Below are 16,267 nucleotides of genomic sequence, written 5' to 3'. Positions count from 1 at the left end.
GATGGGTAGATGGGTGGCCGCTCGATGTTTTCAAGGGGAGGTCCAAGAAAAAAATCGGCAGGCGCTGTTTGACAAATTTGTAAAACGACTATAGAAGCCGCCCCAACGCCGGGCAGTGATGTCCGGTGTGTTTTGTTGACTGCCTTGCAGTTTAAAGGCTGACGTTCGGCGGTCAATATCACCGACATGTCCCGTGGTTTCTCCATTTGCATGTGAGAAGCCTGTCAGAGGCCCTGAAACGGGCTTCAGAGGAGGGCGTGTTTCCTTAAACCGGTTTGGCAACAGACCGGCATAACCTTTTGAGAAGGAAATACGATGAGCAAGCGCGAATCGGCTAAGTACAAAATTGACCGCCGCATGGGCGAAAACATCTGGGGTCGTCCGAAGTCCCCGGTTAACCGCCGCGAATACGGCCCGGGCCAGCACGGCCAGCGCCGCAAGGGCAAGATGAGCGACTTCGGCACGCAGCTGCGCGCCAAGCAGAAGCTCAAGGGCTACTACGGCGAACTGCGCGAAAAGCAGTTCCGCGCCACTTTCGACGAAGCAAACCGTCGCAAGGGTGACACTTCCGAGAACCTGATCGGCCTGCTCGAATCGCGTCTGGACGCCATCGTCTACCGCGCCAAGTTCGTTCCGACCGTTTTCGCATCGCGCCAGTTCATCAACCATGGCCACGTCACGGTTAACGGCGTTCGCGTCAACATCGGTTCTTACCGTTGCAAGGCTGGCGACGTCATCGAAGTTCGTCAGAAGTCCAAGCAGCTGGTTACGGTTCTTGAAGCCGTTCAGCTCGCAGAGCGTGACGTTCCTGACTACATCGAAGTCGATCACAACAAGATGGTTGCGACCTACGCCCGCGTTCCGTCGCTTTCCGACGTTCCGTACCCGGTCGTCATGGAACCGCATCTGGTCGTCGAATTCTACTCGCGTTAATCGACGCGTTTCAGTATTGAGAAAGCCGCCCCTCGGGGCGGCTTTTTTGTTTGCTGGGGAAGGCTTTGCATGCAGGATATTCAGGCGATCGTCGATTCCATCTATGACAGCATGCTGCCAAGACTGGGCGAGGGGAAGGTTGCGGATTACATTCCCGAACTTGCCAAGGTCGATCCCAACCAGTTCGGCATCGCCATCACCACCGTCGATGGAACCACCTATACGGCCGGCAATGCGCTTGTGCCGTTTTCGATCCAGAGCATTTCCAAGGTCTTCATGCTGACGCTGGCGCTCGGCAAGGCCGGCGAGACGGTGTGGAACCGGGTGGGGCGCGAACCTTCAGGCTCTTCCTTCAACTCCATCGTCCAGCTGGAACATGAGCACGGCATCCCGCGCAATCCCTTCGTGAATGCCGGCGCAATCGTGGTGACCGATATCGTTCTTTCCGGCCACCAGCCGCGTGAGGCGATCGGCGAGCTTCTGCGCTTCGTGCGTTATCTCGCGGACGATGACACGATCAGCATTGACGACACGGTGGCAAAATCCGAGCAGGCGACGGGTTTCCGCAATTTCGCGCTTGCCAATTTCATGCGTTCCTTCGGCAATCTGCACCATCCCGTGGAACATACGCTCGGCGTTTATTTCCATCAGTGCGCGCTTTCCATGACCTGCGCCCAGCTATCCCGTGCCGGGCTTTTCCTCGCCAATCGCGGCCGCAATCCGCTGACCGGCCACACGGTCGTCTCGGACCGCCGGGCGCGGCGCATCAATGCGCTGATGCTGACCTGTGGCCATTATGACGGATCGGGCGATTTCGCCTATCATGTCGGCCTGCCGGGCAAGAGCGGTGTCGGCGGCGGCATCATGGCGGTGGCACCGGGCAATGCGTCGATCGCGGTCTGGTCGCCGGGTCTCAACAAGGTGGGTAATTCGGCGCTCGGGTCACAGGCGCTGGAATTGCTGGCGACGAAAACCGGCTGGTCGGTATTCGGGGCTTGATATTGCCAGCGGATGGGGGCATTGCCTGCATGAAGAACGGCAGTCGTGCCGGAGCGAGCGGATGATGAACATTCTCACCAAGATCGATGACTTTGTAGATCAGGCCGGGGCCGCACCGATCGGGGCGGATCAGGACGCGTCCGAGGAAAACGGCAGCTCGCATCCGCTGTTCGACAATGCGCCGCGGTCTGTCTCGTTCAACAAGCTGCGCAAGCGGCTGCTGCGCAATGTGCGCCAGGCGTTTGAAGATTTCGGCATGCTGAACGGCCAGAAGCGCTGGCTTGTCGGCCTTTCCGGCGGCAAGGACAGCTACGGTCTTCTGGCCTTGCTGCTTGATCTCAAATGGCGCGGGCTTTTGCCGGTGGAACTGGTGGCCTGCAATCTCGATCAGGGCCAGCCGAATTTTCCCAAGCACGTCCTGCCGGAATATCTGGCGAAGATCGGTGTCGCGCATCGCATCGAATATCGCGATACCTATTCGGTGGTGAAAGAAAAGGTGCCTTCCGGCGGCACTTACTGTTCGCTCTGTTCGCGGCTCCGGCGCGGCAATCTCTACCGCATCGCGCGGGAGGAGGGCTGTGACGCGCTGCTGCTCGGCCATCACCGCGAGGATATTCTCGAGACCTTTTTCATGAACTTCTTCCATGGCGGCCGTCTCGCCGGCATGCCGGCGAAGCTTTTGAATGACGAGGGCGACCTGATGGTCCTGCGCCCGCTTGCCTATTGCGCCGAAGACGATATGGCGAAATTTGCGGCGGCGATGGAATTCCCGATCATTCCCTGCGACCTCTGCGGCTCGCAGGACGGGCTTCAGCGCAATGCCATGAAAGAGATGCTGGCGGATATCGAACGGCGCATGCCGGGCCGCAAGGATGTGATGCTGCGGGCGCTTGCCCACGTCAATCCGTCGCATCTGCTTGATCCCAGGCTTTTTGATTTTTCGGCGCTTGCTGTCACCGGGGCGTCACCTGAAGAGCGTAGTGAGGCCAGCCCTCCCTGATGAAGAAGTGCCCCGCGCCATGAGCCTCTCCGATAAAGATATCGAATTCCTCGTTTCCACCGTCGCCGCTGCCGGCGCCCAGGAAATTCTGCCTCGCTTCCGAAATTTGAATGCAGGTGCGATCTCCGAGAAAACCTCCGCCGTCGATCTCGTTACCGAGGCTGATATTCTGGCGGAAAAGGTGATTACTGCTGCTCTGTTACAGCGGTTTCCGAAAGCTCACATCGTCGGCGAAGAGACCTATGAGGCGGACCCATCAGTCATTCCCGCCCTTGCCGATGCGCCGCTTGCCTTCGTGATCGATCCGATCGACGGCACGTTCAATTACGCTTCCGGCTTTCCCGCTTTCGGCACGCTGCTTGCAGTCACCGTCAAGGGTGAGACGGTGGCGGGCATCATCCATGATCCTGTCATGGGCGACACCATTGTTGCGCTGAAAGGCGAGGGCGCTTATCTCCATCGCAGGAACGGCTCGCAGGCCAAGCTCAAGGTCGCGGATCCCGCGCCGCTATCCGAGATGGTCGGCATTTTTTCCTGGGGCCACAGCCACGAGGATCGCCGTCCTGTCATCGCCGCCAACATGGCGAAGATCAAGATGGCGTTTTCGCTGAATTGTTCTGCACATGAATATTGGCTTGCCTCGGCCGGCAAACTGCATTTCATCGGCCATGAAAAGCTGATGCCGTGGGATCATCTTGCCGGCGTGCTCGTTCATCAGGAAGCGGGTGGTTACACAGCCCGTTTCGATAATACGCCCTATCGGCCGGGACAGACGGCGGGCGGCATCCTGTCGGCGCCCGACAGGGAAAGCTGGAAGATGCTGCGACGGGAAATCGTCGCCTTATAGCAGGTACATCACAAGGAAGGATATCGCCCATGGCTCTCGAACTCGACATCGCCTCTCTTGCCAACGCGCTTCAGGAGGCGGCGGCAGTGGAAATCCTGCCGCGGTTCCGCAATCTGGGCGATGGCGACGTCAGGATAAAGTCCGAGGCGATCGATCTCGTCACCGAGGCTGACGAGGCTGCCGAGCGGCTGATACGTGCCCGCGTGCAGGAAATCATGCCTGATGCGCTGTTCATCGGCGAAGAGGCCGTCGCGGCCGATGCTTCGCTGCTCGGCAAGCTTGCGGATGCCGATCTTACCGTGGTGGTCGACCCAATCGACGGCACCTATAATTTCGCGTCGGGCCTGCCGCTCTTCGGTGTGATGATGAGCGTCATTTCCAAGGGCGAGACCGTAGCCGGTCTGATCTTCGATCCCATGGGCAATGACTGGGCAATCGCCGAAAAGGGTTCCGGCGCGTGGCTTTGTGGCGCAGATGGTACCCAGACGCAGATGTCGGTGGTGACGGCGCCGCACCTGTCGCAGATGGTCGGCATCGCCAATACCGGTTATTTCGATGTGGAAACACGCCGCAAGATCTTGATGAACCTTGCGGATGTGCGGCTGTTCACCAGCTATCGCTGCGCTGCGCACGAATACCGCCTGTTCTGCGGCGGCCACATGCACTTTCTGATGTATAACAAGCTGATGCCGTGGGACCATCTGGCCGGTACGTTGATCTCGCAGGAATCGGGCGCCTATGCTGCCCGTCTCGATGGTTCGCCCTATCTGCCGCGTCATGTGGATGGCGGGCTGCTGCTGGCTCCGGATCAGGAGACCTGGGAATTGCTGCGCGAGAAGATTTTTACGGTGTGAAGCTTCAGATTCGTGGGGACGACGCAACACCCTCCACCGTCATGCCGGACTTGATCCGGCATCCAGCCGCGGCGCGTCTGCGCGGCGGAAAGACTTTTCTCAGCCCAAGGACTTGGGCTGGCTGGACCCCGGACCAGGCCCGGGGTGACGGCGGGTGGATGAGGTCAGCTTGTATCCAAACAAAAAGGGCGCGGAACAGAATTCCGCGCCCTTTCTTTTTTCCAATGGCTCTCACCGTGTCGGCTTGTTGTGAGCCTGAAACAGCATGCCCTTTTCGCCGATCAGCACGAAGATCAGACCGATGATGGAGACGACGAAGAAGCCGGCCACCATCGGCAGCGCCGTGCCGTCGAAAGCCTGGCCGATGCCGGCGCCGATCAGCGAACCGCCGACGGTTCCCATGAAGCCGATGACGGAGGAGGCAGTGCCGGCAACATGGCCGAGCGGTTCCATGGCGAGCGAGTTGAAGTTCGAGCCGATCCAGCCGAACTGGAACATGGCCAGCGCAAAGAACACGATGAAGATGGCAAAGGGCATTGGCTCCGGTCCCACCACCTGCACCACCAGCCAGATAAAGGTGATGGCGATGAAGCCGAGCAGCGATCCGTGCGACAGCTTGCGCATGCCGAACCTGCCGACCAGCCTTGCATTGATGAAGGACGAGAAGGCCATGAACAGCGCAACGCCGGCAAAGGCCGCCGCAAACCAGGCGCCGAGGCCATAAATGCCCTTATAGACCTGTTCAGCCGAGTTGATGAAGCCGAACAGCGCGCCGAAGATGAAGGTGCTCGAAAGCGTATAACAGAGCGCGATACGGTTGGTGAGCACGATCTTGAAGCCGCCGAGCACCGAACGGGCGGTGAAAGGACGGACATCATCCGGATGCAGGGTTTCCGGCAGGCGGAAATACATCCAGGCCGTCACGACGGCGGCGATGCCGGCCATGAAGGCAAAGATCAGATGCCAGTTGCCGAAGAAAAGCACGATCTGGCCGGTGCCGGGCGCGATGACCGGAACGACCATGAAGACCATCATGATCAGCGACATGACTTCCGCCATCTGACGGCCGCCATAGATGTCACGGACGATCGAGATGGTGATGACACGCGTCGCCGCCGAACCGATGCCCTGAATGAAGCGCAGGACCAGCAGGCCGGAGAATGACGGCACGAAGACCACGGCAATGGCGGAGATGATATAGATGGCCAAACCGACGAGCATCGGCTTGCGGCGGCCGAAACGGTCCGAGATCGGCCCATACAGAAGCTGGGCGACGCCGAAGCCGAGAAGATAGGTGGAAATCACGTATTGGCGGTGGTTTTCATTGACGACGCCCAGTGATGCGCCGATTTCCTGAAGACCGGGCAGCATGATGTCGATGGCAAGCGCGTTCAGCGCCATCAGCATGGCGGCAAGCGCGATAAATTCCGTGCGCCCCATCGAGCCTGCGCGCGAAGTGGTGGATTGTGAAAGTTCTGTCACAGGATTGCCCCAAAAAGAACGGCAAAGGCGTTGCTTGAAGCAACGCCTGGCATACATTTCTGACAATCAGGGTGGGCCGGTTAACCGGCCGAAATCAGGCCGCGCCGCGGACGCTGATACCCTGTTCTTGGAAGTGGTTTTGAAGTTCGCCGGACTGGAACATCTCTTTTACAATGTCACAGCCGCCGACGAATTCGCCCTTGATATAGAGCTGCGGGATGGTCGGCCAGTTGGAATAGTCCTTGATACCCTGACGGATGTCAGCATCGGCAAGCACGTTGATGCCTTTGTAGTCGACGCCGAGATAATCGAGAATCTGTACCACCTGGCCGGAAAAACCGCACTGCGGAAATTGCGGGGTGCCCTTCATGAAAAGAACGATGTCGTTGCTCTTCACTTCGCTGTCGATCATGTCGTTAATGCCGCTCATAGGCTTATTCCTTTCACATGCGGTTCAAGGCCGCTGCTTTCTGTTTGTCCCTAGATAACATGTCGCGGCGCGATTTCCACCCGGAAAGCGTAAAAAATGCGCGGGTGTGGCAATGCACGACATGCCAAAAACGTGGCTTGAGACGCCTTAGCGATATCTCTGCCGGCTGCGGGCGGCGGCGGTGCGCCTTTTGCTCACCTGCTTCTTGGCCGGCTTGGGTTTGACGGCGGCGTTGATCGCGGCTTCCAGAACGGAGCCGACGATGCCGCCTGCGAGGGAACCGCTGTTTTTCGTCCGGCGCGTGCGGCGGGTTTTGCGGATACCGGTCTTGGTGAGGATTTCAGAGAGCGCGCCCTTGACGACGCCGTTGAGCAATTGATCGACGATGCTAGACAAATTTCCCTCACCGCTAAATAAATCATATTTCCGTCGCGATTTTTACTATACGTGCATCGCCCACTGTATCAAGCGATCCTTTCGGGTGTCTCTAGAGCATTTCCGCTTTTCTCTGAAACGCGAAAACGCTCTATCTATTTGTTTCTACGCATTGTCCTGGCGTAAAAGCGGCCCCGCTTTTACTGGAAATGCTCCCGCCCGAAGGTTTGTGCATGCCGACCGTCAAGTCACGACTTGTTCTTTATTTCCCCGGTTTCGATCCGCTTGATGCGGCGGCCCATCATCTGCGTTACCAGCGGGCGGCGGCGCTTGCCGGCAAGACCTGGGATGTCGATTATGCGGTGGGGCCGCTGGAGAATGCGCCAGGGGGTGAAACATTCACGGTGGAGGCCTCGGCGGGCGACTGGCGAACCCGTTCGGAGATTTTTGTCTATGATCATAATGGGGTCATCTCCGAGCTGCGGGATGAACCGGTCTGGCGGCAGATCTGGCTCGGATTCAAGGCCGGGGCGGGCATCGTCAGTGAAGGGGGTGCGGCGCGCTACTTTCGCCATGCCTGGCGTTTCGGCCTGTTCTTCATCTTTCCGTTCCTGCTGATGCTTGTCGGTGGCGGGCTTGCTGCCGCTATTGCCCTTTCGCCATGGCTGTTCGCTTTGCCACTCTGGCTGTTTGTGATCAGCCTTCCTGCCGCCGCGCTGTTTTTCGTGAAGGCGTTTCTGCCGTTTGCCGAGCGGTTTCACACCCTGCACCTTTACGCGGACTGGCGGTTCGCGCTTGCGGTCGGCCGCGATGAACCGATTGCGCGCGACTGGATCGAGGAGAGGGCGGCGCTTGTCCTGACGGCGCTCGAACAGCCCTCGGACGAGGTTCTGGTCGTTTCACACAGCATGGGCGCCAGTCTTGCGCTCGCCACCATCGGCCGCGTGCTGGAGCTGAAGCCGGACGCGCTTGAAGGCCGGAAACTGTCTTTCGCCACCTTGGGTGGGGCGGCGCTGCAATGCGCGTTCCTGTCGAGTGCGGGCAGGCTGCGTGAGAGCGTCGGCACGATCGCACGTCACCAGCAAGTGACGTGGTTCGACATCCAGTGTCTGACCGATCCAATCCATCTTTACCGGTGCAATACCGTGGCCCTGACCGGTCACGCAGATGCGCCGCAGCCCAAGATCGTGCCGATCCGTTTCAAGCACTCGCTTTCGCCGGAGCGTTATAAAAAGAACAAGCGCAATTTCCTGCGCATGCACCGGCAATATGTTCTCGGTCCGGATCGCAGGTCCGGCTACGATTTTACGCTGCTGACGGCAGGGCCGGTGCCGGCCGCGTCTTTTGCCGATCTGGATTCGCAGACGCCGCCTGCCTTGTAAGCAGCGTTTTGCCATTCCATCGATGTGAAAAGGCCCGCGTGAGAGTGTCACGCGGGCCTTTTATTTAGTCCGGAGCCTTTATGCGTCGGCGGGACAGTGAAACTGTCTCGCCGGCATCGCTTTCACGGTCGCAATCATTCGGGAGCCGAGGTCTGCAGGGCAAGGGCATGCAGAACGCCGCCCATATTGCCCTTCAGCGCGTCATAGACCATCTGGTGCTGCTGCACGCGGGTCTTGCCCTTGAATGCTTCCGCAACGACTTCTGCCGCGTAATGGTCGCCATCACCGGCCAGATCGCGGATCGTGACCTTTGCCCCGGGAATTCCCGCCTTAATCATGTCTTCAATGTCGCCGGGTTTCATGGGCATGGTGTTTCTCCTTAATTCATTCTGCGGCGAGCAAAGTTTCGCCGTCCATGAATTGAGGGAACCACGATTCATAGGCCAAGTGCAATTCTTTAATCTCGACAGCGCGCGCCGTGCCCAGCTTTACGGTGGAACCGCCGGTAACGCCAATGGCCACGCAGGAAACGCCCGCCGTCTTGGCAGCCGCCTGCACCTTGTCGAGATCGCTTTTCTTGACGGTGAGGACATAACGGCCCTGATCTTCGCCATAGAAGGTGAGGACCGGATTGTGGCCTTCGACCGCATCGATCGTTGCGCCGATACCCGAGGAAATCGCCATTTCGCCGATCGCAAGCGCCAGACCGCCCGAGGAGCAATCGTGGACGGCGGTGGCCAGGCCGTCGGTGATGACGCCACGAACGAAATCGCCGTTTTGCTTCTCGGCAGCCAGATCGACATGCGGCGCCGGGCCATCGATACGGTTATGGATGTCACGCATGTAAACCGACTGGGCGATATGCGTGCCGAGGCCGGCAGGTGCGCCGACCAGAAGCACCACTTCGCCCTCGGCAGCGAAACGGATGCGTGCCATGCGGCCCCAATCCTTCAGGAGGCCAACGCCGCCGATGGTGGGGGTGGGCAGGATCGCCTGGCCATTGGTCTCGTTATAGAGCGAGACGTTGCCAGAAACGATCGGGAACTCCAAGACGCGGCAGGCTTCGCCGATGCCCTTGATGGCATGGACCAGCTGGCTCATGATCTCGGGCTTTTCCGGATTGCCGAAATTGAGGTTGTCGGTGGCCGCCAGCGGCAGAGCGCCTGTCGCGGTGATATTGCGCCAGCATTCGGCAACCGCCTGCTTGCCACCCTCGAAGGGATCGGCCTCGACATAACGCGGGGTTACGTCGGAGGAGAACGCGAGCGCCTTCTTGTCGTGGCCTTCAACACGCACCACGCCGGCATCGCCACCCGGTAGCTGCAGGGAATTGCCCTGGATCAGCGTGTCATATTGCTCATAGACCCAGCGGCGCGAGGAGTTGTTGGCCGAACCGAGCAGCGACACCAGTGCATCGGCAATATCGGCTGCGGGAACGTCGGTTTCGGCCAGCGGCGCCGGCACCTTGGCGGGCGTCCATGGGCGGTCATATTCGGGAGCCTCGTCGCCGAGTTCCTTGATCGGCAGGTTGGCGACTTCCTCGCCATTGTGAATGACGCGGAAACGCAGATCATCGGTGGTCTTGCCAACGATGGCGAAGTCCAGACCCCATTTGACGAAGATCGCCTTGGCGACTTCTTCCTTGGAAGGCTCGAGAACCATGAGCATGCGCTCCTGGCTTTCCGACAGCATCATTTCGTAAGCCGTCATGCGCTCTTCGCGCACCGGCACGGCGTTCAAGTCAAGCTCGATGCCGAGGTCGCCCTTGGCGCCCATTTCGACGGCCGAGCAGGTGAGGCCGGCGGCGCCCATATCCTGAATGGCGATGACCGCGCCGGTCTTCATCAGTTCAAGGCAGGCTTCCAGCAGGCATTTCTCGGTGAAGGGGTCGCCGACCTGAACGGTGGGGCGCTTTTCTTCGATGGATTCGTCAAATTCGGCCGAAGCCATGGTCGCACCGCCGACGCCGTCGCGGCCGGTCTTTGCGCCGAGATAAACGACCGGCAGGCCGACGCCCTTGGCCTCCGAGAGGAAGATCGCATTGGATTTGGCAAGGCCGGCTGCGAAGGCGTTGACGAGGATGTTGCCGTTATACCGCGGGTCGAATTCCACTTCGCCGCCAACCGTCGGCACGCCGAAGGAATTGCCGTATCCGCCGACACCGGCGACGACGCCGGCAACCAGGTGGCGGGTCTTCGGGTGGTCAGGCGCACCGAAGCGCAGCGCGTTCATGGCCGCGATCGGGCGGGCGCCCATGGTGAAGACGTCACGCAGGATGCCGCCGACGCCGGTTGCCGCACCCTGATAGGGCTCGATATAGGACGGGTGGTTGTGGCTCTCCATCTTGAAGACGACGCAGTCGCCATCGTCGATATCCACCACGCCGGCATTTTCACCGGGGCCCTGAATGACGCGCGGTCCTGTTGTCGGCAGGGTCTTCAGCCACTTCTTGGAAGACTTGTAGGAGCAGTGCTCGTTCCACATGGCCGAGAAGATGCCAAGCTCGGTAAAGCTCGGCTCCCGTCCGATCAGGTCGAGGATACGCTGGTATTCGTCGGGCTTCAGCCCGTGGGATGCAACGAGTTCCGGGGTGATCTTGATGGAGTTTGAGATAGACATAGGTCTCACGCGGTTCGAGCCGAGGAAAGTTTCCGGTTCTTTAGCGCAAGAGGCTCAATGGTGCGACAGGAAAATGCGTGGATTCACCCGCTAATTGGCGGTTTGTGCCGTTCACGGCGGCTCATGGGTGATGCCTGCGGGTCCAGAAAGGACTACGCCACGCTTTCGTAACCCACCGACCCATTGTCGAGCAGATGTCTGAGGATGCCGAAGGCCTGCGTCATTTCCTTTTGTTCGGATGGGCCGGAAAAACTGATGCGGATGCGGTGGAAAACCTTGTCCGTCCGTCCGGCCTTGAACTCGTCCTCGTCGTCGATCAGCACGCCTTCCTTCATGGCCGCGCTGCGGAAGGTTCCCGAAAGCCACGGTTCGGGCAGTCTCAGCCACAAAAAGGCAATATCGGGCAGCGAATTGAATTCCAGCCCGGAAAAGACGCGTCGGGCGATCGCTTCGCGCTGGTTGATTTCGGCAATGCAATCCTTGCGGATATCGTCGGCGTCGCCGCTATTGACGAGGCGGGCATTCAGTTCGGCCAGCATGAAGGGCAGGCCGCCGGTCAGCATCGAATGCGAAATCCGTATTCTCGATGAAAATTGCGAGGGGCAGGCCACCCAGCCGCCCCTGGTGCCGGCCGAAACGGATTTCGACAGGCCGCCGACGACGAAGGTGATGTCGGGTGCAAATTCCGCGATGAGCGGGATCGCATCCCGGGTCATAGCGCCGTAGAGATTGTCCTCTATGATCCATACGCCGTATCTGCGGGCGATATCGGCAATTGCCCGCCGCCGATCTTCAGGCAGGGTGGCGCAGGTGGGGTTCTGGCCCGCCGACATCAGGAAGATCATTTTCGGATGCTGTTGGGCGCAAACGCGCTCGAAATCATCGGGAACAATGCCCTTTTCATCCGCTTCCACCAGTGTCACGCGGCGTCCGGCAAGGGCGGCGCTGCGGCTGATATGGGAATAGGTGACCGGTTCGAAGACGATGCGGTCCCCCGGCGCGGTCATTGCCGTTACCACGCTCATCACTGCGGCATGGGCGCCGAGCGTCGAAACGATGTTTTCCGGTTTGGGTGACCAGCCGTTCTGGGACAGCCAGCGAGCGCCCGCCATGCACCAGTTGTCTGGAAGGGTGCGGGTGTAGTTGGAAATTTCGAAGGGATGCTCTTTCGCGAGCGCCTCGATGTACTTGCCGATCAGCACGCTTTGGCCAACATCGGGTGCCGCCGTGGTGTTCAGGCGGAACTCGGCGCTGGTGTCGATGGCATAACGCGTGCCGCCAAATGCCGCCGCCGCCGGTTCTACCCGCGACAACGGGGCGGGGCTCTTGCGCTCGTTGACATAAGTGCCGCGGCCGACTTCGCCGCTGACGAGACCACGTTCATGGATCAGCGCGTAGGCGCGGCTGATTGTACCAATTGTCACGCCCAGATCGTAAGCGAGATTGCGCTGAGGCGGCAATTTCGAGCCGGCCTGCAGGGTGCCGTCGGAAATCGCGCCTTCGATACTGTCCGCAAGGCGCAGATAAATCGGGCCGTCGCCCTCGGTGAGATCAGGAAGCCAATTTGTCATGGTGACAATTTATGCATTGTATCTGTCAGCAAGTCAATTGTATTTATTGTCTGCATTGATTGAGATTAAACGCACGGAGACAATAGGTGCAATATGCGCAAGATGGATCAATACCTTTCGACAGCGGATACGCTTTATCCTGATGGCTACGAACGGGAACGCGTGTTCCGCGATGCCGGCGACATGGTCGCACCGGCGCCCTTTCCGGCCGAGATCGCCCGCACGCTTATTGGTCGCCTGATTATGGGCATGTTGCGCTGGCAGCAGAAACGACGGGGACGGCTCGCCTTGCGGGAATTGCCTGACGATCTTCTGGAGGATATCGGCGTTACACGGGACGAAGCCTTGAAGGAAGCCGCGAAATCGCAGCTTTTCTCATGGCCGTCGCGGTCTTTATAATTTTTGTCGAAGAGCGGTGCCTTCTTTCCCCGGCGCCATCAAGCCATTCGGCAGCCCGCCACGCCACTCCCAACCGGCGTCGGCGGGTTTTTTTATTGGATTTGCGCGGGGATGCAGGCAAATGGCCCGCCGTCATCCTCGGGCTTGTCCCGAGGATCTGCGACGGATTGATTTTATTCGAGGTCATCAGATCCTCGGCACGGGGCGAGACTGACGTCTTTGACGTAGACGTATCTAGTCAGCAGCCCTTGCCGCCATTCGCCCAGCGCTTGACATCGGTTGCGATGCGGCCGGAGATGGCTTCGTTCATGACGGGTCCGAAAGCATCGAGCTTCGCCGGATTGCCTTCTGCCTGAACGACCAGCATGGGGCGTGATTCCGGGCTGTTGCGTGGTACGAGCAGGATGCGCGGACGGCCGGAGAAAGAGTTGAGTTCCGGGGCCAGACGATAGGCCTTGAACGCCGCATCACCCGATTTGAACCAGCAGGCATTCGCGCCAAGAGCAATCCGTTCCATCGTCGGCAGGGCGGCGCGGGATACGGAGGCAGCCGGCTGCGTTTTCGGCTGGCAGGCGGCGAGCGCTACTGCCGCGAGCAGCAATGCGGTGGCTTTATAAGCATTGTGGCGAAGAAGACGAGGCATCAGGTCATCCAGAAGAGAAGCCGAAACTTAGCCGGAAGCCGGCATTAAAAAAGGCGGGCCCGAAGCCCGCCCGATCTATCAGGCTGCGATGACGCCGAGCGCCGAAGCAAAGAGGCCACGCCCGTCATTGCCGCCATGGGCGGCTTCGATGAGGTTTTCCGGATGCGGCATCATGCCGAGAACGTTGCCCTTTGCGTTGATGACGCCGGCGATGTCGTTCAGCGAGCCGTTGGGATTGGTGCCTTCAGCATAACGGAACACGACCTGACCATTGTCTTCCACCGACTTCAGCTCATCCGTATCGAGGAAATAGTTGCCGTCGTGATGGGCGACGGGGCAGCGCAGGATCTGGCCCTTGTCATAAGCGCGGGTGAATTCGGTGTCGTTATTGGTGACTTCTAGCTTCACTTCCCGGCAGACGAATTTCAGCGAGGCGTTGCGCATCAAGGCACCCGGCAGCATGCCCGCCTCGACCAGGATCTGGAAACCGTTGCAGACGCCGAGAACCTTGACGCCCTTTTCCGCCTTTTCGCGAATGGCCTGCATGACCGGCATGCGGGCGGCAATCGCGCCGCAACGCAGATAGTCACCATAGGAAAAGCCGCCCGGAATGACGATCAGGTCGACGTCGGGAATATCCGTTTCTGTCTGCCAGATGGTGACGGGCGCGCTTCCGGAGATTTTCGTCAGCGCGGCGATCATGTCGCGGTCGCGGTTGAGGCCGGGAAGTTGGACGACAGCGGATTTCATCGGGACGGCTCCTGCGGCTTAGAGCGTTTCCAGTAAAAGCGGAAACGCTTTTACGTCCGGACAACGCGCAAAATCAAAGACATAGGTCGGTTTGGAGATTCGAAGAAAAGCCAAAACGATCTAGAGGATGGCGATAGCGTAGTTTTCTATAACCGTATTGGCCAGAAGCTTTTCGCACATTGCCTTCAGGTCGGTCTCGGCCTTGGCCTTGTCGGCGCCTTCCAGTTCCAGATCGAAGACCTTGCCCTGACGGACATGGCCGACGCCGCCGAAACCGAGGCTGCCGAGCGCGCCTTCGATTGCCTTGCCCTGCGGATCGAGAACGCCGTTCTTCAGCGTAACAGTCACCCGTGCCTTGATCACCTGATCTTCTCCTGATTTTACCTTAAGAGGCCAATATTACTTCACGAGGCCGATATTACTTTACCAGGACTGGGCCGGTGCCGCGGATCGGTTCGTTTTCATTGATGATGCCGAGACGGCGCGCCACTTCGGAATAGGCTTCCACGAGCCCGCCCATATCGCGGCGGAACAGGTCCTTGTCCATCTTTTTCTGGGTCTCGATGTCCCACAGGCGGCAGCTGTCTGGCGAAATCTCGTCGGCCAGAATGATGCGCATCATGTCGCCTTCGAACAGGCGGCCGCATTCGATCTTGAAATCGACGAGCTGGATGCCAACACCGAGGAACAGGCCGGACAGGAAGTCGTTGACGCGGATGGCAAGCGCCATGATGTCGTCAAGCTCGGCGGGGTTGGCCCAGCCGAAAGCCGTGATGTGCTCTTCGGAGACCATCGGGTCTTCCAGCTCATCCGACTTGTAATAAAACTCGATGATGGAGCGCGGCAGCACCACGCCCTCGTCAATGCCGAGGCGCTTGGAAAGCGAGCCGGCGGCAACATTGCGCACGACGATCTCAAGCGGGATCATCTCCACTTCCTTGATCAACTGCTCGCGCATGTTGAGGCGGCGGATGAAATGGGTGGGAATGCCGATCTTGTTCAGATGCGTGAAGACATATTCGCAGATACGGTTGTTCAGCACACCCTTGCCGTCGATGACTTCGTGCTTCTTCTTGTTGAAGGCGGTCGCATCGTCCTTGAAGAACTGGATAAGCGTGCCTGGCTCCGGACCTTCGTAGAGGATCTTGGCCTTGCCTTCGTAAATACGGCGGCGACGGTTCATAATGGCAGGTCTCTTGGTTGACGCCGATTCTGGTGGCGTTACGTTTCTGTCTTTGAGCGGTCCCATAAAGGAAAAGAGTGCATTCTACAATGCAGCTCGCATATCTTCCCTTCAATTCTTGTGTCGGGCCGGAAGGTTGTCCGGCCGGAAACCGGCCGGTGCAACTGGCAAGTGGCGGGACGGGTCTTGCCTCAGCCCCTCGTCAGGGTTCGTTCGCCTTCAGTCGGCTCAGGAACTGGGCGAAGACCATGCCGCCCTCCGGCCATGGGCCGTGGCCGGACTCAGCGTTGATATGGCCGGACATGCCGGCATCGATCAGCAGCGAACCCCAGGCGGCGGCAATGTCATCGGCATGTTCGTAAGTGCCGAAGGGATCATTGCGGCTGGCGATGGTGATCGTCGGAAATGGCAGCGGATCGCGCGGATAAGGGCCGAAGGTCATCAGATGTTTCGGGCGGATATCGGGATTGGCGACATCGGGCGGCGCGACGAAAAGCGCGCCCGAGACCTTCTTGCCGATTTCCGGCAACGCATGGATCACGGTCGGCACGCCGAGTGAATGGGCGACGAGGACTATGGGCTTGGTGGAGGCATTGACCTCTTCCACCAGCCGGGCGACCCAGTCTTCCTTCACGGGTTTTGTCCATTCCGCCTGCTCGACCCGGCGGGCGGTGGAAAGCTTGCGCTCCCAGCGGGTCTGCCAGTGGTCGGGGCCGGAATTGGTATAGCCCGGTACCATGAGGATATCTGCTTCTGAAACTTTCATGCGCCCATATCTGTGTTGTGATGCCGCCGCGATC

General features: G+C 59.4%; 18 protein-coding genes. 7 read left to right on the top strand and 11 right to left on the bottom strand.

From position 1 onward, the window contains the following. Positions 1-315: 315 nt before the first annotated feature. The 5 genes from rpsD to EXN68_RS06475 all read left to right on the top strand — a co-directional run bounded on the left by rpsD (position 316) and on the right by EXN68_RS06475 (position 4,633). Entirely contained in the window at positions 316-933 is a 618-nt protein-coding gene (gene rpsD, locus EXN68_RS06495) for a 30S ribosomal protein S4 (protein WP_046798221.1), read from the top strand. A 69-nt stretch (positions 934-1,002) separates the two neighbouring features. After that, a complete protein-coding gene (locus EXN68_RS06490; protein WP_127757991.1) occupies positions 1,003-1,932 on the top strand; it encodes a glutaminase in 930 nt (309 codons plus the stop codon). A 64-nt stretch (positions 1,933-1,996) separates the two neighbouring features. Continuing rightward, the gene (ttcA, locus tag EXN68_RS06485) at positions 1,997-2,932 is read left to right on the top strand and encodes a tRNA 2-thiocytidine(32) synthetase TtcA (RefSeq protein ID WP_142840666.1); all 936 of its coding nucleotides are present in this window, start codon (positions 1,997-1,999) and stop codon (positions 2,930-2,932) included. A 19-nt stretch (positions 2,933-2,951) separates the two neighbouring features. Next, on the top strand, positions 2,952-3,779 hold the full coding sequence (locus EXN68_RS06480; protein ID WP_142840124.1) for an inositol monophosphatase family protein: 828 nt from the start codon (positions 2,952-2,954) through the stop codon (positions 3,777-3,779). A 29-nt stretch (positions 3,780-3,808) separates the two neighbouring features. Continuing rightward, positions 3,809-4,633 carry an inositol monophosphatase family protein gene (locus tag EXN68_RS06475; RefSeq protein ID WP_142840123.1) on the top strand — a complete coding sequence of 275 codons (825 nt, stop codon included), beginning with the start codon at positions 3,809-3,811 and terminating at the stop codon, positions 4,631-4,633. Positions 4,634-4,864: 231 nt separating this feature from the next. Here EXN68_RS06475 and EXN68_RS06470 read toward each other — a convergent pair whose 3' ends face one another. The 3 genes from EXN68_RS06470 to EXN68_RS06460 form a co-directional block, all read right to left on the bottom strand. Then, complete coding sequence (locus EXN68_RS06470) at positions 4,865-6,073, bottom strand: multidrug effflux MFS transporter (protein WP_142840665.1); 1,209 nt, start codon at positions 6,071-6,073, stop codon at positions 4,865-4,867. 136 nt (positions 6,074-6,209) lie between these two features. Further along, complete coding sequence (gene grxD / locus EXN68_RS06465; protein ID WP_142840122.1) at positions 6,210-6,545, bottom strand: Grx4 family monothiol glutaredoxin; 336 nt, start codon at positions 6,543-6,545, stop codon at positions 6,210-6,212. Between the two features lie 147 nt (positions 6,546-6,692). After that, positions 6,693-6,941: a hypothetical protein gene (locus EXN68_RS06460; RefSeq protein ID WP_142840121.1), complete on the bottom strand. Its 249-nt coding sequence runs from the start codon at positions 6,939-6,941 to the stop codon at positions 6,693-6,695. Between the two features lie 212 nt (positions 6,942-7,153). On the opposite strand from EXN68_RS06460, the gene EXN68_RS06455 reads away from it, so the two are divergent. Beyond that, positions 7,154-8,302 carry a hypothetical protein gene (locus EXN68_RS06455; RefSeq protein WP_142840120.1) on the top strand — a complete coding sequence of 383 codons (1,149 nt, stop codon included), beginning with the start codon at positions 7,154-7,156 and terminating at the stop codon, positions 8,300-8,302. A 134-nt stretch (positions 8,303-8,436) separates the two neighbouring features. Here EXN68_RS06455 and EXN68_RS06450 read toward each other — a convergent pair whose 3' ends face one another. From EXN68_RS06450 to EXN68_RS06440, 3 genes are all read right to left on the bottom strand, one after another. Then, positions 8,437-8,670, bottom strand: a complete 234-nt coding sequence (locus EXN68_RS06450; protein WP_003507909.1) for a BolA/IbaG family iron-sulfur metabolism protein — start codon at positions 8,668-8,670, stop codon at positions 8,437-8,439. A gap of 16 nt (positions 8,671-8,686) precedes the next feature. Then, complete coding sequence (gene purL / locus EXN68_RS06445; protein ID WP_142840119.1) at positions 8,687-10,921, bottom strand: phosphoribosylformylglycinamidine synthase subunit PurL; 2,235 nt, start codon at positions 10,919-10,921, stop codon at positions 8,687-8,689. A 152-nt stretch (positions 10,922-11,073) separates the two neighbouring features. Then, positions 11,074-12,492: an aminotransferase-like domain-containing protein gene (locus tag EXN68_RS06440; RefSeq protein ID WP_142840118.1), complete on the bottom strand. Its 1,419-nt coding sequence runs from the start codon at positions 12,490-12,492 to the stop codon at positions 11,074-11,076. Between the two features lie 93 nt (positions 12,493-12,585). On the opposite strand from EXN68_RS06440, the gene EXN68_RS06435 reads away from it, so the two are divergent. Then, a complete protein-coding gene (locus tag EXN68_RS06435; protein WP_052819706.1) occupies positions 12,586-12,891 on the top strand; it encodes a DUF1127 domain-containing protein in 306 nt (101 codons plus the stop codon). A 238-nt stretch (positions 12,892-13,129) separates the two neighbouring features. Here EXN68_RS06435 and EXN68_RS06430 read toward each other — a convergent pair whose 3' ends face one another. From EXN68_RS06430 to EXN68_RS06410, 5 genes are all read right to left on the bottom strand, one after another. Next, a complete protein-coding gene (locus tag EXN68_RS06430; RefSeq protein ID WP_142840117.1) occupies positions 13,130-13,534 on the bottom strand; it encodes a hypothetical protein in 405 nt (134 codons plus the stop codon). A gap of 78 nt (positions 13,535-13,612) precedes the next feature. Further along, a complete protein-coding gene (gene purQ, locus EXN68_RS06425; RefSeq protein ID WP_052819707.1) occupies positions 13,613-14,284 on the bottom strand; it encodes a phosphoribosylformylglycinamidine synthase subunit PurQ in 672 nt (223 codons plus the stop codon). A gap of 120 nt (positions 14,285-14,404) precedes the next feature. Next, complete coding sequence (purS, locus tag EXN68_RS06420; protein WP_003507918.1) at positions 14,405-14,647, bottom strand: phosphoribosylformylglycinamidine synthase subunit PurS; 243 nt, start codon at positions 14,645-14,647, stop codon at positions 14,405-14,407. 55 nt (positions 14,648-14,702) lie between these two features. Further along, positions 14,703-15,467: a phosphoribosylaminoimidazolesuccinocarboxamide synthase gene (gene purC, locus EXN68_RS06415; protein ID WP_003516002.1), complete on the bottom strand. Its 765-nt coding sequence runs from the start codon at positions 15,465-15,467 to the stop codon at positions 14,703-14,705. 202 nt (positions 15,468-15,669) lie between these two features. Further along, a complete protein-coding gene (locus EXN68_RS06410) occupies positions 15,670-16,233 on the bottom strand; it encodes an alpha/beta hydrolase (protein ID WP_142840116.1) in 564 nt (187 codons plus the stop codon). Positions 16,234-16,267: the final 34 nt, after the last annotated feature.

Origin of the sequence: Martinezella rhizogenes (assembly GCF_007002745.1) — a bacterium.
GTDB classification, from domain to species: domain Bacteria; phylum Pseudomonadota; class Alphaproteobacteria; order Rhizobiales; family Rhizobiaceae; genus Agrobacterium; species Agrobacterium cucumeris.
This window is presented reverse-complemented; position numbering and strand designations above follow the sequence as displayed.